Below are 22,200 nucleotides of genomic sequence, written 5' to 3' on the forward strand. Positions count from 1 at the left end.
TTCCCCTTACCTCATTCCGGTTTGACCAAAGCAAGGCAGCACGGTGGAGAGGTTGCGGCCGCGGGAACTCCACGCGGTTCCACGGACAGGGCGCACGGGCAAAACTCGGTCGGAGCTGCAGATCATCGCGCGTACTGTTCGTCGCTGACCTTTTCCATCCAGTCGACGGTCTTGCCGTCGAGCGCTTCCTGAATCGCCAGATGCGTCATCGCTGTCGTGGGCCCCGCGCCGTGCCAGTGCTTCTCGCCGGGCGGAAACCAGACCACGTCGCCGGGCTGGATCTCCTCGGTCCGCCCGCCCCAATGCTGCACCAAGCCAAAGCCTGACGTGACGATCAGGGTCTGTCCGAGCGGGTGGGTGTGCCATGCGGTACGCGCGCCGGGCTCGAAGGTGACGCTGGCGCCAACGACGCGCGCCGGCTCGGTCGCTTTGAACAGCGGATCGACCCGGACGGTGCCGGTGAAATAATCTGGAGGTCCCTTGCCGGACGGCTGCGAGCCGCTTCGTTTGATGTCCATGGTTCTGGTCTTTCGTGGTGTGGCTGCCGTCGTTGCGGCGGCAGCACCCGCTGCCAGCACGGCGAGGCCGCCACTGCTGGCTGCAAGCACATGTCTGCGCGTGATCATCGCAGGCTGTGAGCGGGATTGACGCTCATCCCACTTCCGGCAGCCGCGGCAACAGCTTGTCGAGCGTGATCGGATAGTCACGCACCCGCACGCCTGACGCGTTGTAGATCGCGTTGGCGACGGCGGCGGCGACGCCGCAAATGCCGAGTTCGGCGATGCCCTTGGCCTTCATCGGCGACGACATCGGATCGGTCTCGTCGAGGAAAATCACGTCCTGGTGCGGGATGTCGGCATGAACAGGCACTTCATAGCCGGCGAGATCATGATTGACAAAGAAGCCATGGCGCTTGTCGACCACGAGTTCTTCCATCAACGCGGCACCAACTCCCATCGACATCGCGCCGATTACCTGGCTGCGCGCCGTCTTCGGATTGAGGATGCGGCCGGCGGCGCACACCGCCAGCATGCGCCGCACGCGAATCTCGGCAGTCGCTGTATCGACGCCGACCTCGACGAAGTGCGCGCCGAAGGTCGATTGCTGATGCTTCTTGGCGAGCTCGCCATCATATTCGATACCGTCCTCGGCCGCGAGCGCGCCGCCACCGACGGCCTGCGCCAGCGGCACGCTGCGATTGCCCGATTTGACCTGGCCGTCGGCAAATACTGCTTCGGCGGAATTGAAGCCGAGCTTTTGCGCCACGGCCTCGCGCAACTTGATGCACGCCGCATAGACGCCGGCCGTCGAATTGTTGCCGCCCCATTGCCCGCCCGACCCGGCCGACACCGGGAAGCTCGAATCGCCGAGATGCACCGCCACCTTCTCGATCGGAACGCCCATCATCTCGGCGGCGGTCTGCGCGATGATCGTATAGCTGCCGGTGCCGATATCGGTCATGTCGGTCTCGACCGTGACGACGCCGCTGTTGTCGAGCCGGACCCGCGCCGCCGATTTCGTCAGCATGTTGTTGCGGAACGCCGCGGCGACACCGGTGCCAACCAGCCAGCGGCCGTCGCGCACCCTGCCCGGTTGCGCGCTGCGCTTGCTCCAGCCGAAGCGCTCGGCGCCAGTGCGCAGGCACTCGATGAGCCGGCGCTGCGAGAACGGCCGCTCCGGCTTTTCCGGATCAACCTGCGTGTCGTTGAGAATGCGCAGTTCGACCGGATCGAGCCCGAGCTTCTCCGCCAGCTCGTCGATGGCGATCTCCAGCGCCATCATGCCCGTCGCCTCGCCCGGCGCGCGCATCGCATTGCCTTCCGGCAGATCGAGTACCGCCAGCCGCGTCGTGGTCATACGGTCGGCGCCGGCATAGAGCAGCCGCGTCTGGCTCACCGCGCCGTCGGCCTTGCCGCCGGGCAGATCGCCGGACCAGCTCTCGTGGCCGATCGCCGTGATCTTGCCGTCTCTGGTCGCGCCAATTCGGATGCGCTGGATCGTGGCAGGGCGGTGCGTGGTGTTGTTGAACATCAGGGGACGCTGCAGCGCCACCTTGACGGGCCGGCCGGCCGCGCGTGCACCAAGCGCAGCGAGCAGCGCGTCAGCGCGCGGAAACAGCTTGCCGCCGAAGCCACCGCCGATATACGGCGAAATCAGGCGAACCTTTTCTTTCGGGATGTTGAGCGTCTTGGCGATGTCAGCCACGTTCCAGGCGATCATCTGGTTCGAAGTCCAGAGCGTCAGCCTGTCGCCGTCCCAGGCGGCCATCGAGGCATGCGGCTCCATCATCGCATGCGCTTCGTCTGGCGTAGTGTAGGTGGCGTCGAGCTGGACCGGCGCCGCAGCGAAGGCCGGGCCGAAATTGCCGACCGCGGTGTCGGCGGGACCGCCCGTGATTTTCTCAGGCTTGGCTGATTCCATCAATTTCGAGAGGTCGAACGCACCCTTGTCGCTGATATAATCGACGCGGACCAGTTGCGCGGCCGCGCGCGCCTGCTCAAACGTTTCCGCAACCACCACCGCGATGGCCTGGTGATAGTGCTGAATCTCAGGCCCGCCCAGCAATTTAGCGGTATTGAGACTTCCCTTCTCGAGCTTGCCGGCATTCTCAGCCGTGACGATGGCGAGCACACCCGACGCGGCCTTGGCCGCGGTCAGATCAATCGACTTGATGCGGCCCTTGGCGATCGCAGAACCGACGATGTAGCCATAGGCCGGGTTCGGTGCCGCGTCGTGCCATTCATAGGCGTAGGTCGCGGTTCCCGTGGTCTTGCGTGGACCGTCGATACGGCTGACGGGTTGGCCGATCACCTTGAGCTGGTCGATCGGATTTGATGTGGCCGGGGAATCGAATTTCATGGCTCAGCCTCTCGCCTCTGCCAGCACCGCGGCGAGCGTGCGCTCGGCCAGCGTCAGCTTGAATGCGTTCTCACGGGTCGGCTTGGCGTCGCCGAGCAATTGCGCAACGGTGGCCCGCGCCCCGCGCGGCAGCGCGGCTTCCGCCGCCTCGACGCGCCATGGCTTGTGCGCGACGCCGCCGAGCGCGACGTGCCCCGAGCCGTCGCGCTGCACGATGGCGGCGACCGAAACCAGCGCGAACGCATAGGAGGCGCGGTCGCGCACCTTGCGATAGATCTGCTTGCCGCCGACCGGTTTCGGCAACGTCACGGCGGTGATCAGCTCACCCGGCGCCAGTGCGGTTTCGATTTGCGGCGTATCGCCGGGCAGCCGGTGGAAGTCCGCGATCGGGATGGTTCGCACGGCGCCGTCAGGACGCACCGTTTCCACGGTGGCGTCGAGCGCGCGCATCGCAACCGCCATGTCGCTCGGGTGCGTCGCGATGCAGGCGTCGCTGGCGCCGATCACGGCGTGCTGACGGCTGAACCCGCCGATCGCCGAACAGCCGCTGCCGGGCTGACGTTTGTTGCAGGGCTGGTTGGTGTCGTAGAAATAGGGGCAGCGCGTCCGCTGCAGCAGATTGCCCGCGGTCGTTGCCCTGTTGCGCAGCTGGCCCGAGGCGCCGGCGAGCAACGCGCGCGAGAGCACACCGTAATCGCGCCGTACCCGCTCGTCGGCGGCAAGATCGGTGTTGCGCACCACCGCGCCGATGCGCAGGCCGCCGTCCGGCGTCGGCTCGACCTTGTCGAGCCCAAGGCGGTTGACGTCGATCAGATGCGACGGCGTCTCGATTTCGAGCTTCATCAGATCGAGCAGATTGGTGCCGCCGGCGATGAACTTGGCGTGGGGAGTGTGCACGGCAGCGGCGGCGGCCGCGGTGGGCGAGGTGACGCGTTGATAGGTAAAGGATTTCATGCCTTGCTCCCGGCAACTTCAGTGACCGCATCGACGATGTTGGAATAGGCCGCGCAACGGCAGATATTACCGCTCATCCGCTCGCGCAGCTCGAGGGCCGAAAATTGCGGCGCCGCCGTCAGGTCGGCGCTGACATGGCTGGGAATGCCGGCCTTGATCTCGTCGAGCACGGCGACCGCCGAGCAGATCTGCCCGGGCGTGCAATAGCCGCATTGATAGCCGTCATGCTTGACGAACGCCGCCTGCATCGGATGCATGTTGTCAGGCGTACCCAATCCCTCGATGGTGGTGACGCTCTCGCCCTCGTGCATCACAGCCAGCGTCAGGCATGAATTGATCCTGCGCCCGCCGACGATCACCGTGCACGCGCCGCACTGGCCGTGATCGCAGCCCTTCTTGGTGCCGGTGAAATGCAAATTCTCGCGCAACGCATCGAGCAGCGTGGTCCGCGTGTCGACCTCGAGCTCGCGCACCTGGCCGTTCACATTGAAGGAAACTTTGGACATCACGGGCGCTCCGGGAACCGCAGGCTTCAGGGCGACATCGGCCTTGGCCACAAAGGTCGACGTCGTGTCCCCGAGGGCCGGCGCCGTGAGAGACGCGGCGCCGACGATCAACAGGTCGCGCCGAGAGAATCTGAAATCACCGGGGCTTCGCATGCCATCAATCCTTTTTGCCGCTTCGTTCGATTGCGTCCCGCCCACCAACGCCGACCATGATCCATGGTTGCTAACGCCGATCATGATCGTGGGTTGCGCGCCGCCCGCCCGGGCAGGTAACGAGCTCGTGCCTTCGGGCATTTAGGAAGTGCGGCGAGTTTCGATTAGGCCTATTAATCCGCATACACTTATGAGTCTGGCTCAACAATGCTCGGGAAAAACACGCACGATCTCATGGCGTTCCTCGCGGTTGCGCGAGAACGCAGTTTTACGCGGGCGGCAGCACAGCTCGGGGTTTCGCAATCGGCGCTCAGTCACACCATTCGTGGCCTGGAGGAACGGCTCGGTTTGCGCTTGCTCACCCGCACCACGCGCAGCGTGGCGCCGACCGAAGCCGGCGAGCGGCTGATCCGAACCGTCGGACCAAAATTTGAGCAGATCGACTCGGAACTATCGGCGTTGACCGAATTGCGGGGAAAACCCGCCGGCACCATCCGGATCACGGCCGGCGAACATGCCGCGCAGGCCATTCTTTGGCCGGCGCTCACGACGCTGCTGCCGAATTATCCCGACATCAAGGTCGAACTGATCATCGACTACGGCCTCACCGATATCGTCGCCGAGCGATACGATGCCGGCGTCCGTCTCGGCGAGCAGGTTGCCAAGGACATGATCGCGGTACGGATCGGACCGGACTTCTGCATGGCGGTGGTCGGCGCACCCGCCTATTTCGAACGCAAGCCGGTGCCGAAGAAACCGCAGGATCTCACCGCGCACGACTGCATCAACATCCGCCTGCCGACCTATGGCGGAATCTACGCCTGGGAATTCGAGAAACGCGGCCGTGAACTGAGGGTGCGAGTCGATGGTCCCTTGGTGTTCAACAACACCGCATTGCGATTGAACGCGGTGCTGGGAGGGCACGGTCTCGCCTATCTGCCGGAAGACCAGGTCCAGCCGTACCTTGCCGACGGGCGGCTGGTCCGCGTGCTCGACGACTGGTGCGCGCCGTTTCCGGGCTATCACCTCTATTACCCGAGCCGCCGCCAGCAGTCGCCGGCGTTTACGGTGCTGGTGGAAGCGCTGCGGTACCGGGGCTGAAGGGCAGCCCCTCGATCGAGCGGCAGAGTCTTGGGGGCCGGGCCGGAACCCATCCGTCATCCAGATGTCATCGAATGCGCCAACAGCTTGCTGGACACACACTCGAGGACCCCGATGGACTATTTCCGACGCTTCACCTTTCTGTTCGCCGCGCCGGTCTTTGATACCGACGATCTCGAAGGCCTCCGTTTCAATCAGATCATCACCGAGATCGAGCGCTCCGGCTTCGAAGTGGTCCGGGCGCGCAGGCTGGAGGATGCGGAAATCGCGGTCCAGACCGATGCCGCGATCGGCTGCATGGTGGTCGACTGGGGCAAAAAGGGCCTCGAGGGCAAGACCATGGCCCTGATCAATCTGATGCGCCGGCGCGGCCTCGATTTTCCGATCATCCTCCTGATCCGCCGCAAGCGGTTCGAGGACCTGCCGGTCGAGGTGCTGGATTTCATCGACGGCTATGTCTTCCTGTCCGAGGAAACGCCGCCCTTCATCGCCAAGAACCTGATCAGCCGGCTGAAGCAATATGCCGAAACCCTGAAGACGCCGTTCTTCGGCGCGCTGGTCGACTATGCCGAAGAGGGCAACCAGCTATGGACCTGCCCGGGCCACAATGGCGGCGTGTTTTACAGCCGCAGCCCGATCGGCCGGGTGTTCGTCGAACATCTCGGCGAAGCTGTCTTTCGTGACGACCTCGACAATTCCGTGCTCGACCTCGGCGATCTCCTTACTCACGAGGGCCCGGCGCTGAAGGCGCAAAAGGAAGCCGCGCAAATCTTCGGCGCCGAAAAGACCTATTTCGTGCTCAACGGCACCTCGACCTCCAACAAGGTGGTGCTGGGCGCGCTCGTCACCGACGGCGATCTCGTGCTGTTCGACCGCAACAACCACAAGGCGGCGCATCATGGCGCGCTGATGATGGCCGGCGGCATTCCGGTTTATATCCCCACCGTCCGCAATGCCTGGGGCCTGATCGGCCCGATGCGCTGGGACGCCATCGACGAGACGAGCTTACGCGAACGCATCCGCAGCCATCCGCTGGTCAAGGATCCGGAAGCCTGGCGCGAGCCGCGCCCGTTCCGCGTCGCCGTGGTCGAGCAGTGCACCTATGACGGCACCATCCACAGCGCCGAGATGATCCTCAAAGCGATCGGCCACCTCTGCGACTACATCCTGTTCGACGAGGCCTGGGCCGGCTTCATGAAATTTCATCCGCTCTATGCCGGCCGTTTCGCAATGGGGCTGTCCGGTCTCGGTCCCGACGCGCCGGGCATTATCGCGACCCAGTCGACCCACAAGCAGCTGGCGAGCTTCTCGCAGGCCTCGCAAATCCACATCAAGGACCGCCACATCACCGGCCAGAAGCGCCGCATCGAACACCGCCGCTTCAACGAAAGCTTCATGCAGCACGCATCGACCTCGCCGTTCTATCCGATCTTCGCTTCCCTCGATGTCGGCGCGCAGATGATGAAGGGCCGGTCCGGCGAGGTGCTGTGGGACGACACGATCCGGCTCGGCATCGAACTGCGCAAGAAGATGCGCGCGGTCCGCCGCGAATTCGAGGAAAAGGAGGCGCGGCCCGAACGCCGCTGGTTCTTCGAGCCGTTCGTGCCCGACCGCGTCGCAATCCCGGACGTCTCCCGCGCGGGCGCCGTGCACAATGTGGCCTGGGAGACCATCTCCACCGACATGCTGGTCACCGACCCCGTTTATTGGCAGCTTTCGCCGGACGCCCGCTGGCACGGTTTTCCCGATCTGACCGCGGGCTTTGCCATGACCGACCCGAACAAGCTGACGGTTCTGACGCCCGGCTTCGACCACGCCACCGGCCGCTATGCCGAGCACGGCATTCCCGCCCCCGTCGTCGCGCAATATTTGCGCGAGAACCGCATCGTGCCGGAAAAGAACGACCTCAATTCGCTGCTGTTCCTGCTTACCCCCGGCGTCGAGGCCAGCAAGGCCGGCACCTTGATCTCGGGCCTCGTCGCCTTCAAGAAACTGCACGACGACAACGCGCTGCTGGAAGAGGTGATTCCGGAATTCCATCAGCGCCGGCCGAAGCGCTATGCCGGCGTCCGCCTGCGCGATCTCTGCGCCGGCATGCACGGCTTCTTCCGCGAAGCCGGCGTCAGCGCGCTGCAGGCGAAGCAATTCCTCGCAGAGCATCTGCCCGACATCGCAATGTCGCCGCGCGACGCCGCGCGCTATCTGGTGCGCAACGACGTCGACTACCTGCCGATCGACGCCATCGCCGGCCGCATTGCCACGACGCCGTTCGTGGTCTATCCCCCCGGCATCGCCACCATCGTGCCGGGCGAACGATTGACCGAACGGGCGCAGCCGATGATCGACTACCTCAAAATGTTCGAAACCTGCTTCAACACCTTCCCCGGCTTCGACGTCGAGATTCAGGGCGTCTACAAGGAAGTCGATCCGTCCGGCCGCATCCGGCTGCATACTTATGTGGTCTGCGAATGAACCGGCCCGTCGAAACAACAGACCCGGCCGTGACCGACCAGCCGCCGGTGCTGGTCCGACCCTCGCGCGACGGCGATGTCGAGGCGATGCTGGCGATCTATCGGCATCATATCCGCCGCGGCGTCGAGGAAAGCGTCGACGACAGCGGCACCCCGGAGCCCGAGGATCTGCGCGACCGGCGCAAGAACCTGCGCAGCCAGCGCCTGCCGCATCTGGTGGCTGTTTGCGGCGGCGAGGTGGTGGGCTACGCTTACGTCGTGCTGTTTCGCAAGCGGCCGGCCTATCGCTACGCGGTCAAGCATTCGATCTATGTGCATCGCGAGCATCAGGGACGCGGCGTCGGACGGCGGTTGTTGCAGGAGCTGATCGACGTCTGCGCCGCAGCCGGGTTCCGGCAGATGATCGGCTATATCGATTCCGACAATACGGCGTCGCTCGCGCTGCACGAAAGGTTCGGTTTTGCCCGCGCCGGCCTGCTGCCGGGCGTCGCCTACCGCTACGGCCGCTGGGCCGACACCGTCATGGTGCAACGTTCGCTCGCCGCCGGTTCAACCGCACCGCCGCTGATTTCCAGCCCGGGCCGGTGAGCAAGCGGCGTGGCGTAGGGTGGGTAGAGCGAAGCGAAACCCACCATCGCACCCACGCACAAAGGCGATGGGTTTCGCTTGCGCTCTACCCATCCTACGCGTCGCCATTCACCGCGCCTCGCCGGAGAACGCCTGCCGCAATGTCGCCAGCCGGTCGAGCGCCGCCTGCGGCAATGGCCCTTTTTCGACCGCCGCGAATGCACCCTCGAACTCCTGCGGCGTCGCCATGCCGACCAGGACGGTGCCCATCGCCGGGTGCGACAGCGCAAACCGCGTCGCAGCTTCGGTCAGGCTGGAAGCAGACCCCTCCTCCACCAGCGGCATCAGACGGCGGGCGCGCTCGATATCGGCATCGTAGCTCATGGCTGAGCCGATCGGCTCGGGCGCCGGGCTTGCAATCGGGTGACGCGCGGCCGAGCCCGAGAGGGCGCCGCCCGCCAGCACGCGGATGCCGACGACGCCAACGCCGGCCGCCCGTGTGTGATCGAACAACCGCGCATAATCCTGCGCCGGATAATTTTTCGGCAGTTCTTCGGCGGCGGATGGATTGAGCATGTTGTAGACGATCTGCGCGCTGTCGAAGACGCCGGCATCGACCACCTGATGCAGCGCCCCGGTGTCGCCGACCGCCGAAATCCCCAAATATCGAATCTTGCCCTGCTGACGCAGCCGCTCGAACGCCGGCACCACCTCGTCCAGCACCTGCCGCGCGCTCAGCGCCGATCCGCCGCCTGAAACGGTAATCGGATTGTGCAGGTGAAAGATGTCGACGTGCTCAAGACCCAGTCGCGCCAGACTGCCTTCGAGCGACGTGGTAATGGCGTCGGCAATGCGACCGAACGCATCGGGCGCTATTCGAACCTTGGTGCCGACGATCGCGTTGGCCGGCTTCAGCTTGTGCAAGACACGGCCAAGGTTCCTTTCCGACTGGCCGTCGCCGTACAGCACCGCGGTGTCGAAATAATTCACGCCGACATCGAGCGCCCGCGCGACGGCGCGCTCCTGATCGGCCGGATCGCCGCGCACCATCACGCCGCCTACGGCGCCGCACCCAAAGCCCAGCACCGAGAGCTGCATTCCCGTGCGCCCAAAAACCCGCAATTGCATCGCTGTTCCTCCGGCTGCTCGTACCATACTCCAGATTTTCGCCCCGAAGTAATTTGCGACCGATGCAACTGCAACCCGGTGTTTCAGAGTTGCGGGATCGGTAAAACTGACGCACAGTTTGGACCTGTGCCGGAAATCAACCGGCGAATATCAAACGAGGAGCACGCCATGATCAAGGTAAGCGTTATGTATCCGAACACGCCGGGGGCGCGCTTCGACCACGATTATTATCGCGACAAGCACATGCCGCTGGTCAAGGCGCGCATGGGCGATGCCTGCAAGTCCTACACGGTGGACAAGGGCCTCGGCGGCGGCGCGCCCGGTGCGCCTGCGACCTATGTCGGGATGTGTCACATCTTCGCCGACTCGGTGGAGTCCTTCCAGGCCGGCTTCGGGCCGCATGCCAAAGAGATCATGGGCGACATCAAGAACTACACCGACATCGCGCCGGTCATGCAGATCAGCGAAGTCGTCGTCGGCTGACGGCGGCTGCGTCGCTACGTAGGTGGGTCAGGTGACTTGTCCGCCATAGCTCGCAAAGAGAAGGCGTAAGCCGTAACCCACCGCCGACGCGAATACGAACAGCGGTGGGTTACGCGGAGTTTATCACCGGGCCGCGCGTTGCGCGGATCCGGTGGCAACCCACCCCAAGCATTAACCTTATCTTTGCCTGGTCAAGCGCTGAAGCATGTGATGGGAAAGCCAATTCGGACTACCCCCAAAGAAGCGGGTTCGTTCCACGATGTCTGTTGCGGAAACCCCGAAATCTCGGCATCATTTTCAAACGCTGCCGGACATCGCCCCCCTGACAAAATCCTGGCCGCGAACCCCAAGAAGCCGCGTCGGGCCTCAGCTCTTTCCCCAAGGAGCTGAGGCTCTTTCATGTTGTGGTGCCTTTATGCTTTGGTGCCCTGGAAAACTTTCATGCCGAAAATCACGATCATCGAAACCGGCGTCATTTCGCCTGCCAATCGCGCGCGGCACGGCTCCTTCCCCCAGATGTTCGAACGGCTGCTTGGCGAGGCGGATGCCTCGGCGAGCTTTGCGACGGTCCGGCTTGCCGATGGCGAAGCGCTGCCCGATCCCGCCGGCCTCGAAGCCATTCTGCTCACGGGATCGCCGGCCGGCGTCTACGACGATCTCGACTGGATCGCACCTCTCGAGCGCTTTGTCCGCGCGGCGTATGAAGCAAAAACTCCCATGGCCGGAATCTGCTTCGGCCATCAATTGATCGCGCAGGCGCTCGGCGGAACGGTGCGCAAATCGGAAAAGGGCTGGGGCATCGGGCGTCACGTCTATGACGTCGCGCCCGGCAACGGCGTGATCGAGGGCGATAGAATCGCAATTCCCGCCTCGCATCAGGACCAGGTCATCGCGCCACCCACGGGGGCAACAACCATATTCCATTCGGCGTTTACGCCGCACGCGGGCCTTCTCTATGCGAACGGCGTAACGCTATCCGTGCAGCCGCATCCCGAATTCACCACGGCCTTTGCGCATTTCTGTTGCGAGAAAGCCGGTCAGAACAACGCTCCCGAACCGTTGGTCGCGGCGGCCAAGGCTTCGCTCGAGCAGCCCCTCGACAGCGCCGACCTCGGCCGTGCCATCGCGCGTTTTCTGGCGAGGCCGCGTACAGCGTGATCGATTTCGTGCGGCTGTTAGCGCAGTAAGCGTAGTGCGTAGGATGGGTAGAGCGAAGCGAAACCCATCGCACAAGCGCAAACCGGAATTGATGGGTATCGCTATCGCTCCACCCATCCTACGAGCTGCTCAGGAACAACCGCCCGGGACACAAGGGGCGTTGGCCATCGTCACGACGAGGGGCGGGTTGCGGTGGACGCTGACGTTGCGATTGACGGTCGCGGCTGATGCGTACGGCGAAAGCGTGTGGTCCTGGCGCCCGTAACGGCGTCAAGTCTTTCGGGAGCTAACGCTTCCGAGGGGCGACGGTGGCAATAGAGGCCGTCTCACCGGGGAGAGCGCGTTATAAGTCGTAAAGCCATTGCGCAGGGAATGTCGGATGTTCTCCGCTGCCCTGTATGCTCATGTGCAGCTTTCTTAGCACAATCGCACATGAGACCGCGGGTGCAGCGCGCATCCGGCATTCCCTGCGCCCTCTGATTGGAGAGGGCGAGGAATTTCTGGCAAAGCTCGGGCTTATCAGGCCGCGAGAATGCGAAGGTGTGTTTGGATAATGCTGCAGCGACAAACACAGCCGTCGTCCCGGGCTTGACCCGGGACCCATACGCCGCGGCCCATCGGTGAGAGCGCAGGCGTTTGCGACCTTCTGCAACAACAACCGCCGCGGAGTATGGGTCCCGGCTCAAGGCCGGGACGACACCGAGCAAGAAGCAGGCTACGCGCTCTTCACACCCCGAGCCAGCTCAAGCCACCCGGAAGATCGCCGACGGCAAAATCAACTTGCAGGACCCTTCGATGAACCGGATCGCTGGCCGCTTCCGAGCTGTGCAAAATAGGCGTCGCATAGAGCCAGATATCGCCGGCGTCAGCCAGGCAAACAGCGACCCCGCATTTTTCAACGACGCTCTTTACTTCGGGTTCGGGGATCAGACCCAGCCGGTGCGATCCCGGCGCGATCAGAAGGGGCGCGTTCGTCGCCGGTACAGGGTCGAGATGAACGCGCAGCGTCACCATGCCGGCCAGCAGGTCAAATGGCGGCGCGACGTGAAGCAATCCGCTTTTGACGGTCCAGGGACCAAAGCCCGCGACCTCGACGCGTCCAGCGACGGCGATCGTTCGATCCTGATGCCAGGCAAGCGCCCAGTTGGTCGAAACTGTCTTGTCGAAAAGAATGGCTCTGACGGGATGACAGCTTTCACCGAGGACCGCGGCAGCGACTTTCCAAACGGCTCCCGGCGGCGCAAGAAATCGCCGCACCTCGGCATTGCCGTGAAGCCTGATGCCGGCCTGATCCGCGGGCAAATTGGCGACCGAATCTTCAAGGTCGCGCAATTCCGACGCGCCGAGCGCCGCGTGCATGCGTAGCGCGCCGATCTCGGCGAACGTCGCCGCTTCATTCGCAGAAAGAGCGATGGTCATGCCTTTACCCGATCGGCTTCAGCCCCGCCTCGATCGCCGCGCGGCGCGGCTCCAGGAACGGCGGCAGCGCCAGTTTCTCGCCGAGCGTTTCCATCGGCTCGTCGGTCGCAAAGCCGGGGCCGTCGGTTGCGATCTCGAACAGGATGCCGTTGGGTTCGCGAAAATAGAGGCTGCGAAAGTAAAACCGGTCGATCTCGCCGCTGTTGCGAACGCGCAGCTCGTTCAGCCGCTGCGTCCAGGCATGATACTGCGCCTCGTCGGGCGTGCGGAACGCGACATGATGCACGCCGCCGGCGCCCTGCCCCGCCATCGGCGATGCCTTGTCCTCGAGCACATGCAGTTCGGCGGCGAGATTGTTCTCGTCCCTTGCCTCGCCCATCGCGAACACGTGAATCTGCGCGCCGTGCGCGGCATAGTCGCGGACGCGGCGCATGTTCATGACCTCGGTCAGCACCAACGCGGTACGCGACAAATCATGCACGGTGAGCACGATCGGGCCGAGACCGCGGATCTGATGCTCGGCCGGAACCGTACTGCGCTCCCAGGGCGAGGAAGCGCCAGCCCCGCCGTCATCGACCAGCACCAGGCGCTGCCCCTCGCCGTCTTCGAACGGCAGCGTCAGCCGGCCGTCGACCTCGATGACATCGCCAGTCACGCCGCCCGCCGCCTTGAGGCGGTCGCGCCAGAACCCGAGCGTCTTTTCACCCGCGACCCGCAAGCCCGTGCGCGAGATCGAATTGGTGCCGCGCCGCTCCGGCGCCGCCGGAAAATCGAAGAAGGTGAGGTCGGTGCCGGGATTGGCTTTGCCGTCGGCATAGAACAGATGGTAGGCGCTGACGTCGTCCTGGTTGACCGTCTTCTTGACCAGCCGCATGCCGAGCAGGCCGGTGTAGAAGGCCAGATTCTCGCGCGGCTTCGCCGAAACCGCGGTCAAGTGGTGAATTCCGGTGAGCTGCATGGCATCATCCTTATCGCGAGGAAAAACAAGCGCGGCGATTTGGGTCTTCGGGATCATGTAGGATATGATCATGTAGGATATAGTGTGATTATTCGCCAGCGGCCCTGTCGCCGGCCTGTTCAGGGACAAACTTCATGACCGAACACATCATAGTGTCCGACGAAGACGCAACGCGCGTGATCACGATGCGGCGGCCCGAGAAGAAGAACGCGATCACCCAGGACATGTATCGCGCGATGAGCGATGCGATCAACAAGGCGCAGGACAATCCGGCCATCCGCTGCCTCATCATCACCGGCGGCTCCGGCGTGTTCACCGCCGGCAACGATCTGGAGGATTTCCTCAAAGACGGCACCTCCAATCCCGATTTGCCCCGCGCCTCCAACGCCGCAAAGTTTCTCTATTCGCTGGCGCACAACACCAAGCCGATCATCGCCGCCGTCGACGGCATCGCGATCGGCATCGGCACCACGATGCTGTTCCATTGCGACCACGTGCTGGCCAGCAATACCGCGACGTTCTCGACACCATTCATCAATCTCGGGCTGGTGCCGGAAGGCGCCTCCAGCCTGCTGGCGCCCCGCGCCATGGGACACCAGCGCGCGTTCGCGATGCTGGTGATGGGACGCAAATTCAGCGCCGACGATGCGCACGCCGCCGGCTTCGTCAACGTCGTGGTGGCGCCGGGGCATACCGAGGCCGAAGCGCGCAAGGTGGCGCGCGAAATCTGCGCGCTGCCGGCCGAAGCGGTGGCGATCTCGCGCAAGCTGCTGAAACTGCAGCCGGAGGACATGACCCGCCGGATCGACCAGGAAGGCCATTTGTTCGGCGAACGGATGCGCTCCAAGGAAGCGATATCAGCGTTCAAGAAATTCTTCGACCGCAAGAAGGGGTAGAGGGAAAGACGTTCCCTCCCCATCCGTCATTGCGAGCGCAGCGAAGCAATCCATCGCGCCGCATAAAGGAAGAATGGATTGCTTCGTCGCTACGCTCCTCGCAATGACGGGGAATCAGAAAACCGCTCTCGCATGTTAGCTCCATGAAAATTCTCCTTCGTCACATCCTTGTTTCGGCGATCATGCTGGCTCCCGCCGCGTCCCTCGCCCAAACCCCCGCCCCCATCGATCTGCGCATTCTCGCGATCAATGATTTTCACGGCTATCTCCGCCCGCCGCAGTTCGGGATCCGGGTCGCCGATCCCGAGGACAAGACCAAGAAGATGTTCGTCGCCGCCGGCGGCGCCGAGCACATGGCAACGTTGGTCAAGGAACTTCGCGACGGCCACAAGAATTCGATCTTCGTCGCTGCCGGCGATCTGATCGGCGCCAGCCCGTTCCTGTCGGCGATGTTCCACGACGAGCCCACCATCGAGGCGCTGTCGATGATGGGACTGGATATTTCCTCGGTCGGCAATCACGAGTTCGACGAAGGCAAGGCCGAACTGCTGCGCATGCAGAACGGCGGCTGCCATCCCGTCGACAAATGTCAGGGGCCGCATCCCTTCCTCGGCGCGAAATTCCGCTATCTGGCCGCCAGCACCTTCGAGAAGGCGACCGGCAAGACCGTGCTTCCCGCCTATGAAATCAAAACCTTCGAGGGCATTCCGGTTGCCTTCATCGGCCTGACCCTGAAGGGCACGCCCAACGTCATCTCGCCGGAGAGCGCCGCCGGCCTCGAATTCCGCGACGAGGCCGAGACGGTGAACGCGCTGATCCCCGAACTGAAGGCGCGCGGCGTCGAGGCCATCGTGGTGCTGATTCACGAAGGCGGCCTGCCGACCGGCGACTACAATGAGTGCCCGGGCATATCAGGCCCGATCGTCGATATCGTCAGGAAGTTCGACAAGGCGGTCGACATCGTCGTCTCCGGCCACACCCATCAGGCCTATGTCTGTGAGATCGACGGCAGGCTGGTCACGTCAGGCGACAAATACGGCACCATCGTTACCGCCATCGACGTCAAGCTCGATCCGGCCAGCCGCGACATCGTCAGCGCCAGGGCCAACAACACCATCGTCCGCACCGAGGCCTACGCCAAGAATCCCGAGCAGACCGCGCTGATCGAAGCCTATGACAGGGTTGCCGCGCCGATCGCCAACCGTCCGGCGGGCTCGATCACGGAAACGCTGTCGCGCGTGCCCAACAATGCCGGCGAGAGCCCGCTCGGCGACGTCATCGCCGACGCGCAGCTCGCCGCGACCAGTGCGCCTGCGAACGGCGGCGCGGTGATGGCCTTCACCAATCCCGGCGGCGTGCGCATCGACATCACGCGCAAGGAAGATGGCGCCGTGACCTATGCCGATCTGTTCGCGAGCCAGCCGTTCCGCAACCAACTGGTGACGCTGACGCTGACCGGAAAGCAGATCAAGGACATGCTGGAGCAGCAATGGTTCGATCCGAAACGGCCGCGGATCCTGCAGGTCTCGAAGGGTTTCAGCTACGCCTGGGACAACAGCAAGCCGGACGGCGAGCGCATTCTCCCGGAGCGAATGGCGCTGAACGGCGCGCCGATCGACCCCGCCGGGAGCTATCGCGTGACTGTCAACAATTTCCTCGCGGTCGGCGGCGACGGCTTTACGGTCCTCACCCAAGGAACCGCCCCGCGAATCGGCGTCTACGACATCGACGCGTTGAACAGCTATTTCCTGGCCAACAGTCCGGTCGCCCCCGGTGCCGTCAATCGCATCGCCCGGATCAACTGAGGTGCAGTCCGCCTCCCCCGCGGGAAGGAACCATGGCCCTTTCCGAGCGGCCGCCGAGCGCCTAGATTGTGCGTTCGCGGCCCGCCCGCACGCCAGGATTTCGCATGACGCTGTTACTGACGCATTCCGCCTGTCTCGACCATCTGACGCCGCCGGGACATCCCGAGCGTCCCGACCGGCTGCGCGCGGTCGCCGAGGTGCTCGGCGAGGACCGCTTCAAGGCGCTGGTGCGCGGCGAAGCGCCGGAAGGCAGTCTTGATTCCGTGACGCTGTGCCATGGCGAGCATTATGTCGGCGAACTCCGCCACATCGCGCCCACCAGCGGCCTGATCTATATTGACGGCGACACCTCGATGTCGCCGGGGACGTGGGAAGCTGTGATGCGCGGCGTCGGCGGTGCGGTGGCCGCGACCGACGCGGTCATGTCCGGCGCCCATCACAACGCGTTCGTCGCGGTCCGCCCGCCCGGCCATCATGCCGAAGTGAGCAAGCCGATGGGCTTTTGCTTCTTCGACAATGCCGCGATCGCCGCCCGCCATGCCCAGCGGAAATACGGCATCGCGCGCGCGGCGGTGGTCGATTTCGACGTCCATCACGGCAACGGCACGCAGGATATTTTCTGGTCCGATCCGACCGTGATGTATTGCTCGACGCACCAGATGCCGCTGTTTCCCGGCACCGGCGCCTCCGGCGAGCGCGGCGAGCACGACACCATCGTCAACGCGCCGCTGGCGTCGGAGGACGGCAGCGTCAAGTTCCGCATGGCGTTCGAAAACCTGATCCTGCCGCAGCTGCAGAAATTCAGCCCCGAACTCATCATCATCTCCGCCGGCTTCGACGCGCATTTCCGCGATCCCCTGGCCTCGCTCAACGTGAAGGCGGAGGATTTCGGCTGGGTGACGCGCAAGCTGATGGATGTCGCGGATGCAAGCGCCGGTGGCCGGGTGGTCTCGGTGCTGGAAGGCGGCTACGATCTGCAGGGGCTGAAAGAGTCGGTCGCATCCCATGTCACCGCATTGATGGGCGCCTGAAACCTCGCCACAATACGCCCGCAAAAACTTCGTTTGATTCTGCGCATCACGATTTGATCTGCGCATCCGGGAACACAATATGGCCGAAAACACCCAAGTGGACGTCAAAAAGCTGAGCTTCGAGCGCGCGATCGAGGAACTTGAATCGATCGTCAAGCGGCTCGAGGACGGCAAGGTCCCGCTTGAGGAATCGGTTGCGATCTACGAGCGCGGCGAGGCCCTGAAGCGGCGCTGCGAGGAGTTGCTGCGGCAGGCCGAGGCCCGCGTCGACAAGATCACCACCGATGCCAGCGGACAGGTGACCGGCACCGAGCCGCTCGACGTGCAATAATCGGGAACATTAGGCGAATGTGACACCCGCCATCCCGCAAGGGGCCGAGTAGCGGCCGAATTAGCTACCCAATTAGCCGCCGAATTAGTTCTTGGCGCGCAAAACGGCCTGATATAGTCCGGCCAGCACCCGGGGACAGTTCGTGCGCGTTCAGCACCGCCATATCATCTACATACAGGGGTACGATCCGCGCGGATTGGCGCAATACTATCGCATGTTCCGTACCGAACTGCGGAAATTCGGCCGGCTGTACCAGCTTTCCGCCACCATCAGCCGGCCCAAGGTAGCAGCCGACGACGAGATGGCGTCCTGGACCATCGAGACCAAGGCGGACGACTGGCAGACCCGTACCAGCTACGACTTCCTGCGCTTCGAAGACTTCATCCAGCGCGACCTCGCCTCGCCGATCTGGCGCACGGTTCTCAACGCGGTCTGGATCTATTGGCGGCTGGTGTTCAACGGCACGCTCGCGCGCTTCACACGTGCGAACTGGCGTTTCGCGGCCTTCATCACCTACCCGCATTTCGTGCTGCTGCTGGAAGCCCTGGGCTCGGCCGGCATCGCCTTCGTATTCATGAAGGGCCTCGATGCGCTGGGTATCCCGGCGCCCTTCAGCATTGCCGCTTCGATCGCGATATTCGTGGCACTGCTTGGCATCCTGCTGAAATACACCGAAAACAGCACTTACGTGCTCTATCTGCTGTCCGACTGGATCTGGACCTGGGACTTTGCGCACCGCGCCCGCCCCGACTGGGACCAGCGCCTCGACCGCTTCGCGCAGCACCTCGTCAATGTGGCGCATTCGAGTGACGCCGAAGAGATCGTCGTTGTCGGCCACAGTTCCGGATCATTCCTGGGCACCGAAATGCTGGCGCGCGCGCTCAAGCTCGACCCCGCACTGGGACGTCACGGTCCGCGCATCGTACTGCTGACGATCGGCGGCAATTTACCAATCATCGGCTTCCACGCGGCGGCGAAGGATTTCCGCGAGCATCTGCGCCAGCTCGCCGTCGAGCCGTCGATCGACTGGATCGACTGCCAGGCACGCAAGGACGTGATGAACTTCTACCAGTTCGATCCGATCAAGAGCCACGGCATCGAGGTCGGCACCATCAGGCGCAATCCCACCATCGTGGCGGTGCGTTTCCGCGACATCGTCCGGGCCGACCATTACGAGACTTTCCGCTGGCAGTTCTTCCGGGTCCATTTCCAGTTCGTGATGGCCAACGAACAGCCCGACGCCTACGATTTCTTCATGATCGTCTGCGGACCGATCCCCCTGAGCGCGCGCATGGCCGTTCCGGATGCCGCGTTGGCGGTTGCAACCGGCGATCCGGCTGCGCGCGAATGGGCCTGGAAACGGATCGAAACCGCCAGGGCCGGCGCGCCGGATGCCAACGATTTAGGCGGCATGGAACCTTCCGCCCGCCGGAGCGGTTAAAAAATCGAGGTTTTTGAACCGAACGGCCGGGAACCCTGACCTAGCAGCGGGTTGGCTTTGGCCGCCGCTTTGGTGTAAAGCTTGCAATTCTATGGGCTGTGGAGAGCGGGTCTGCCGGTCATTTCCGACGGAAGCAAGTTCTTCAAATGGCTGAAGAAACTGACCGGGAAGGGTTAAACGGACCAGCGTGATGTAGATCACATGGCTCGATCCGGAGTGTATCTTGGCTTTCAAATCAGAAATCGGCCTGCCGAGATGGCACCCGGGCTCTGGATTTTCGCTGCGCGGTTAACGCGCAATCCATCTCGCGTCGGACCATTCGCTCCGACATGCAAAATTGGAATATCGCTGTGACCGAATTTAGTAAGACGCCCCTTCTCGATACCATCCGCACCCCCGATGACCTTCGCAAGCTCAAGATCGAGCAGGTCCAGCAGGTTGCCGACGAGCTCCGCCAGGAAACCATCGACGCGGTTTCGGTGACCGGCGGGCACTTCGGCGCCGGCCTCGGCGTCGTCGAACTGACCACGGCCATCCATTACGTCTTCGATACTCCCCGTGACCGCCTGATCTGGGACGTCGGCCACCAGGCCTATCCGCACAAGATCCTCACCGGCCGCCGTGATCGGATCCGCACGCTGCGCACCGCCGGCGGTCTGTCCGGCTTCACCAAGCGCAGCGAGAGCGACTACGATCCATTCGGCGCCGCGCACTCCTCGACCTCGATTTCGGCCGGCCTTGGCATGGCCGTGGCGCGCGACCTCTCCGGCGGCAAGAACAACATTATCGCCGTGATCGGTGACGGCTCGATGTCAGCAGGCATGGCCTATGAGGCGATGAACAATGCGGGCGCCATGAACTCGCGCCTGATCGTGATCCTCAACGACAACGACATGTCGATTGCGCCCCCGGTTGGGGCGATGAGCGCGTATCTGTCGCGACTCTACTCGGGCAAGACCTACCGCACGCTGCGCGAGGCGGCAAAGCAGATCAACAAGCGCCTGCCGAAGATCATCGCCAACCGCGCCAACCGCGTCGAGGAATATTCCCGCGGCTTCATGATGGACGGCGGCACGCTGTTCGAGGAACTCGGCTTCTACTATGTCGGTCCGATTGACGGTCACAACCTCGACCATCTGCTGCCGGTGCTGAAGAACGTCCGCGACATGGAGACCGGCCCGATCCTGGTTCATGTCGTGACGCAGAAAGGCAAGGGCTATGGCCCGGCCGAAGCCTCCGCCGACAAATACCACGCCGTCGTCAAGTTCGACGTTGCCACCGGCGCGCAGGCCAAGGCCAAGCCGAACGCGCCCGCCTACCAGAACGTATTCGGCCAGAGCCTCGTTAAGGAAGCCGAGAAGGACGACAAGATCGTCGCTATCACTGCGGCGATGCCGTCGGGCACCGGCGTCGATATCTTCAACAAGGCTTTCCCCAACCGCACTTTCGACGTCGGTATCGCCGAGCAGCACGCGGTGACGTTCGCGGCCGGCCTCGCCACCGAAGGTTACAAGCCGTTCTGTGCGATCTACTCGACGTTCCTGCAGCGCGGCTATGACCAGGTGGTCCACGACGTGGCGATCCAGAGCCTGCCGGTTCGTTTCGCGATCGATCGCGCCGGTCTCGTTGGCGCCGACGGCGCCACCCATGCCGGCTCGTTCGACAACGCCTATCTCGGCTGTCTGCCGAACTTCGTGATCATGGCCGCTTCCGATGAAGCCGAACTGGTTCACATGGTCGCCACGCAGGTTGCGATCAATGACCGTCCGAGCGCGGTGCGCTATCCGCGCGGCGAAGGCCGCGGCGTCGAGATGCCCGAAGTCGGCATTCCCCTCGAAATCGGCAAGGGCCGCATCGTCCGCCAGGGCAGCAAGATCGCGCTGTTGTCGTTCGGCACGCGCATGGCCGAATGCGAAAAGGCCGCCGACGAACTCGCAGCGCACGGCCTTTCCACCACGATTGCCGACGCCCGCTTCATGAAGCCGCTGGATGTCGATCTGGTGCTGAAGCTGGCGCGCGAGCACGAAGTGCTGCTCACGATCGAGGAAGGCTCGATCGGCGGCTTCGGCTCGCACGTCATGCAGACGTTGTCCGACAACGGTATGCTTGACGGTGGACTGCGGATGCGCGCGATGATCCTGCCCGACGAGTTCATCGACCATAACTCGCCGAACGCGATGTATGCCTATGCCGGCCTCGACGCCAAGGGCATCGTGGCCAAGGTGTTCGAGGCGCTCGGCAAGGATTACAAGGCCGAGACGGTCAAGCTCGCCTGAGATTGCATGGCGTTTTCAGGCGAAGGCCTGCCCCGGATTTGATCCGGGGTGGGAACCGGTTCGCGTCAAGAAAACGCGTCTGAAATACCCGGTGATCCCATGAAGATCTATCTGGCAGGCCCCGATGTATTCCTGCCAGACGCGATCGAGATCGGACGGCGCAAGGCCGAAATCTGCGCCCGCCAAGGCCTGACCGGACTTTATCCGCTCGATAATCTCGTCGACCTGTCGGCCAGCGACGCTTCGCTTAGGATCTTCAAGGCCAATGAAGCGATGATGGATGCGGCGGATGCCATTATTGCCAATTTGACGCCATTTCGGGGCCCCAGTGCCGACGCCGGTACGGTCTATGAACTCGGCTATGCGGCGGGTCGCGGCAAATTCTGTCTCGCCTACAGCAACGACCCGACTGTCTATCGCGATCGCGTCGCGCGAATGTGCGACGTGACGACATCTGCCGACGGGCGGCTCGTCGATCCGGAGGGGCTTACGGTGGAAGATTTCGGCTGGCCGGATAATCTCATGATGATTCATGCGCTCGATCTGCACGGTTGCCCGCTGGTGACACCGCGTCAGCTGTCTGCGGATGTCTGGCACGACCTCACCGCGTTCGAGGCCTGCGTCGAATTGGCGGTGGATCACGTCAAAGGTAAATCGAGCTGA

19 protein-coding genes are annotated in these 22,200 nt (G+C 63.6%); 12 read left to right on the forward strand and 7 right to left on the reverse strand.

Annotation, left to right across the window (positions count from 1 at the left end):
* Positions 1 to 122: 122 nt before the first annotated feature.
* The 4 genes from JQ574_RS12960 to paoA form a co-directional block, all read right to left on the reverse strand.
* Positions 123 to 518 (reverse strand): cupin domain-containing protein, encoded by a 396-nt coding sequence (locus tag JQ574_RS12960; RefSeq protein WP_212383584.1) that lies wholly within the window; start codon positions 516 to 518, stop codon positions 123 to 125.
* Between the two features lie 133 nt (positions 519 to 651).
* Positions 652 to 2,859: an aldehyde oxidoreductase molybdenum-binding subunit PaoC gene (paoC, locus tag JQ574_RS12965; RefSeq protein WP_212209019.1), complete on the reverse strand. Its 2,208-nt coding sequence runs from the start codon at positions 2,857 to 2,859 to the stop codon at positions 652 to 654.
* Between the two features lie 3 nt (positions 2,860 to 2,862).
* Positions 2,863 to 3,813 (reverse strand): xanthine dehydrogenase family protein subunit M, encoded by a 951-nt coding sequence (locus JQ574_RS12970; RefSeq protein WP_212209018.1) that lies wholly within the window; start codon positions 3,811 to 3,813, stop codon positions 2,863 to 2,865.
* On the reverse strand, positions 3,810 to 4,472 hold the full coding sequence (paoA, locus tag JQ574_RS12975) for an aldehyde dehydrogenase iron-sulfur subunit PaoA (RefSeq protein WP_212383571.1): 663 nt from the start codon (positions 4,470 to 4,472) through the stop codon (positions 3,810 to 3,812). The genes JQ574_RS12970 and paoA overlap by 4 nt, the downstream gene beginning before the upstream one ends.
* A gap of 207 nt (positions 4,473 to 4,679) precedes the next feature.
* On the opposite strand from paoA, the gene JQ574_RS12980 reads away from it, so the two are divergent.
* The 3 genes from JQ574_RS12980 (at position 4,680) to JQ574_RS12990 (ending at position 8,632) form a co-directional block, all read left to right on the forward strand.
* Positions 4,680 to 5,573: a LysR family transcriptional regulator gene (locus JQ574_RS12980; protein WP_212209016.1), complete on the forward strand. Its 894-nt coding sequence runs from the start codon at positions 4,680 to 4,682 to the stop codon at positions 5,571 to 5,573.
* Between the two features lie 114 nt (positions 5,574 to 5,687).
* On the forward strand, positions 5,688 to 8,045 hold the full coding sequence (locus tag JQ574_RS12985; RefSeq protein WP_212209015.1) for an Orn/Lys/Arg decarboxylase N-terminal domain-containing protein: 2,358 nt from the start codon (positions 5,688 to 5,690) through the stop codon (positions 8,043 to 8,045).
* The gene (locus JQ574_RS12990; protein WP_212209014.1) at positions 8,042 to 8,632 is read left to right on the forward strand and encodes a GNAT family N-acetyltransferase; all 591 of its coding nucleotides are present in this window, start codon (positions 8,042 to 8,044) and stop codon (positions 8,630 to 8,632) included. The genes JQ574_RS12985 and JQ574_RS12990 overlap by 4 nt, the downstream gene beginning before the upstream one ends.
* A gap of 108 nt (positions 8,633 to 8,740) precedes the next feature.
* Here JQ574_RS12990 and JQ574_RS12995 read toward each other — a convergent pair whose 3' ends face one another.
* Complete coding sequence (locus tag JQ574_RS12995; protein WP_212209013.1) at positions 8,741 to 9,739, reverse strand: aldo/keto reductase; 999 nt, start codon at positions 9,737 to 9,739, stop codon at positions 8,741 to 8,743.
* 168 nt (positions 9,740 to 9,907) lie between these two features.
* Between JQ574_RS12995 and JQ574_RS13000 the strand changes: the two genes are divergently transcribed.
* Positions 9,908 to 10,222: an EthD family reductase gene (locus JQ574_RS13000; RefSeq protein WP_212209012.1), complete on the forward strand. Its 315-nt coding sequence runs from the start codon at positions 9,908 to 9,910 to the stop codon at positions 10,220 to 10,222.
* A gap of 441 nt (positions 10,223 to 10,663) precedes the next feature.
* The gene (locus tag JQ574_RS13005; protein WP_212209011.1) at positions 10,664 to 11,380 is read left to right on the forward strand and encodes a type 1 glutamine amidotransferase; all 717 of its coding nucleotides are present in this window, start codon (positions 10,664 to 10,666) and stop codon (positions 11,378 to 11,380) included.
* 726 nt (positions 11,381 to 12,106) lie between these two features.
* On the opposite strand, the gene JQ574_RS13010 is transcribed toward JQ574_RS13005, so the two are convergent.
* Together JQ574_RS13010 and JQ574_RS13015 are read right to left on the reverse strand one after the other, a co-directional pair.
* Positions 12,107 to 12,799 carry a phytanoyl-CoA dioxygenase family protein gene (locus JQ574_RS13010; RefSeq protein WP_212209010.1) on the reverse strand — a complete coding sequence of 231 codons (693 nt, stop codon included), beginning with the start codon at positions 12,797 to 12,799 and terminating at the stop codon, positions 12,107 to 12,109.
* Positions 12,800 to 12,803: 4 nt separating this feature from the next.
* Complete coding sequence (locus JQ574_RS13015) at positions 12,804 to 13,757, reverse strand: ring-cleaving dioxygenase (protein ID WP_212209009.1); 954 nt, start codon at positions 13,755 to 13,757, stop codon at positions 12,804 to 12,806.
* A 134-nt stretch (positions 13,758 to 13,891) separates the two neighbouring features.
* Between JQ574_RS13015 and JQ574_RS13020 the strand changes: the two genes are divergently transcribed.
* The 7 genes from JQ574_RS13020 (at position 13,892) to JQ574_RS13050 (ending at position 22,200) form a co-directional block, all read left to right on the forward strand.
* Complete coding sequence (locus JQ574_RS13020) at positions 13,892 to 14,653, forward strand: crotonase/enoyl-CoA hydratase family protein (RefSeq protein WP_212209008.1); 762 nt, start codon at positions 13,892 to 13,894, stop codon at positions 14,651 to 14,653.
* A gap of 143 nt (positions 14,654 to 14,796) precedes the next feature.
* Positions 14,797 to 16,458, forward strand: a complete 1,662-nt coding sequence (locus tag JQ574_RS13025; RefSeq protein ID WP_212209007.1) for a bifunctional UDP-sugar hydrolase/5'-nucleotidase — start codon at positions 14,797 to 14,799, stop codon at positions 16,456 to 16,458.
* A gap of 104 nt (positions 16,459 to 16,562) precedes the next feature.
* Positions 16,563 to 17,489 carry a histone deacetylase family protein gene (locus JQ574_RS13030; RefSeq protein ID WP_212209006.1) on the forward strand — a complete coding sequence of 309 codons (927 nt, stop codon included), beginning with the start codon at positions 16,563 to 16,565 and terminating at the stop codon, positions 17,487 to 17,489.
* Positions 17,490 to 17,568: 79 nt separating this feature from the next.
* Positions 17,569 to 17,820, forward strand: coding sequence for an exodeoxyribonuclease VII small subunit (locus JQ574_RS13035; protein WP_065730974.1), 252 nt, complete (start codon positions 17,569 to 17,571; stop codon positions 17,818 to 17,820).
* Positions 17,821 to 17,962: 142 nt separating this feature from the next.
* Positions 17,963 to 19,261 carry a hypothetical protein gene (locus tag JQ574_RS13040; RefSeq protein WP_212209005.1) on the forward strand — a complete coding sequence of 433 codons (1,299 nt, stop codon included), beginning with the start codon at positions 17,963 to 17,965 and terminating at the stop codon, positions 19,259 to 19,261.
* A 329-nt stretch (positions 19,262 to 19,590) separates the two neighbouring features.
* Positions 19,591 to 21,537, forward strand: a complete 1,947-nt coding sequence (gene dxs, locus JQ574_RS13045) for a 1-deoxy-D-xylulose-5-phosphate synthase (RefSeq protein WP_212209004.1) — start codon at positions 19,591 to 19,593, stop codon at positions 21,535 to 21,537.
* 99 nt (positions 21,538 to 21,636) lie between these two features.
* Positions 21,637 to 22,200: a nucleoside 2-deoxyribosyltransferase gene (locus tag JQ574_RS13050; protein ID WP_212383573.1), complete on the forward strand. Its 564-nt coding sequence runs from the start codon at positions 21,637 to 21,639 to the stop codon at positions 22,198 to 22,200.

Source organism: Bradyrhizobium sp. AUGA SZCCT0158 (genome assembly GCF_018130065.1).
In the GTDB taxonomy this organism is placed as follows: Bacteria; Pseudomonadota; Alphaproteobacteria; order Rhizobiales; family Xanthobacteraceae; genus Bradyrhizobium.

Bases quoted from the DNA above. Each gene is read 5' to 3' on its own strand.
- JQ574_RS13005 (WP_212209011.1), top strand. From the start codon at position 10,664: ATGCCGAAAATCACGATCATCGAAACCGGCGTCATTTCGCCTGCCAAT.
- JQ574_RS12970 (WP_212209018.1), bottom strand. From the start codon at position 3,813: ATGAAATCCTTTACCTATCAACGCGTCACCTCGCCCACCGCGGCCGCC.
- JQ574_RS13000 (WP_212209012.1), top strand. From the start codon at position 9,908: ATGATCAAGGTAAGCGTTATGTATCCGAACACGCCGGGGGCGCGCTTC.
- JQ574_RS12985 (WP_212209015.1), top strand. From the start codon at position 5,688: ATGGACTATTTCCGACGCTTCACCTTTCTGTTCGCCGCGCCGGTCTTT.
- JQ574_RS12960 (WP_212383584.1), bottom strand. From the start codon at position 518: ATGGACATCAAACGAAGCGGCTCGCAGCCGTCCGGCAAGGGACCTCCA.
- JQ574_RS13025 (WP_212209007.1), top strand. From the start codon at position 14,797: ATGAAAATTCTCCTTCGTCACATCCTTGTTTCGGCGATCATGCTGGCT.
- JQ574_RS13030 (WP_212209006.1), top strand. From the start codon at position 16,563: ATGACGCTGTTACTGACGCATTCCGCCTGTCTCGACCATCTGACGCCG.
- dxs (WP_212209004.1), top strand. From the start codon at position 19,591: ATGCAAAATTGGAATATCGCTGTGACCGAATTTAGTAAGACGCCCCTT.
- paoA (WP_212383571.1), bottom strand. From the start codon at position 4,472: ATGCGAAGCCCCGGTGATTTCAGATTCTCTCGGCGCGACCTGTTGATC.
- JQ574_RS13010 (WP_212209010.1), bottom strand. From the start codon at position 12,799: ATGACCATCGCTCTTTCTGCGAATGAAGCGGCGACGTTCGCCGAGATC.
- JQ574_RS12990 (WP_212209014.1), top strand. From the start codon at position 8,042: ATGAACCGGCCCGTCGAAACAACAGACCCGGCCGTGACCGACCAGCCG.
- paoC (WP_212209019.1), bottom strand. From the start codon at position 2,859: ATGAAATTCGATTCCCCGGCCACATCAAATCCGATCGACCAGCTCAAG.
- JQ574_RS13015 (WP_212209009.1), bottom strand. From the start codon at position 13,757: ATGCAGCTCACCGGAATTCACCACTTGACCGCGGTTTCGGCGAAGCCG.
- JQ574_RS12995 (WP_212209013.1), bottom strand. From the start codon at position 9,739: ATGCAATTGCGGGTTTTTGGGCGCACGGGAATGCAGCTCTCGGTGCTG.
- JQ574_RS12980 (WP_212209016.1), top strand. From the start codon at position 4,680: ATGCTCGGGAAAAACACGCACGATCTCATGGCGTTCCTCGCGGTTGCG.
- JQ574_RS13035 (WP_065730974.1), top strand. From the start codon at position 17,569: ATGGCCGAAAACACCCAAGTGGACGTCAAAAAGCTGAGCTTCGAGCGC.
- JQ574_RS13020 (WP_212209008.1), top strand. From the start codon at position 13,892: ATGACCGAACACATCATAGTGTCCGACGAAGACGCAACGCGCGTGATC.
- JQ574_RS13050 (WP_212383573.1), top strand. From the start codon at position 21,637: ATGAAGATCTATCTGGCAGGCCCCGATGTATTCCTGCCAGACGCGATC.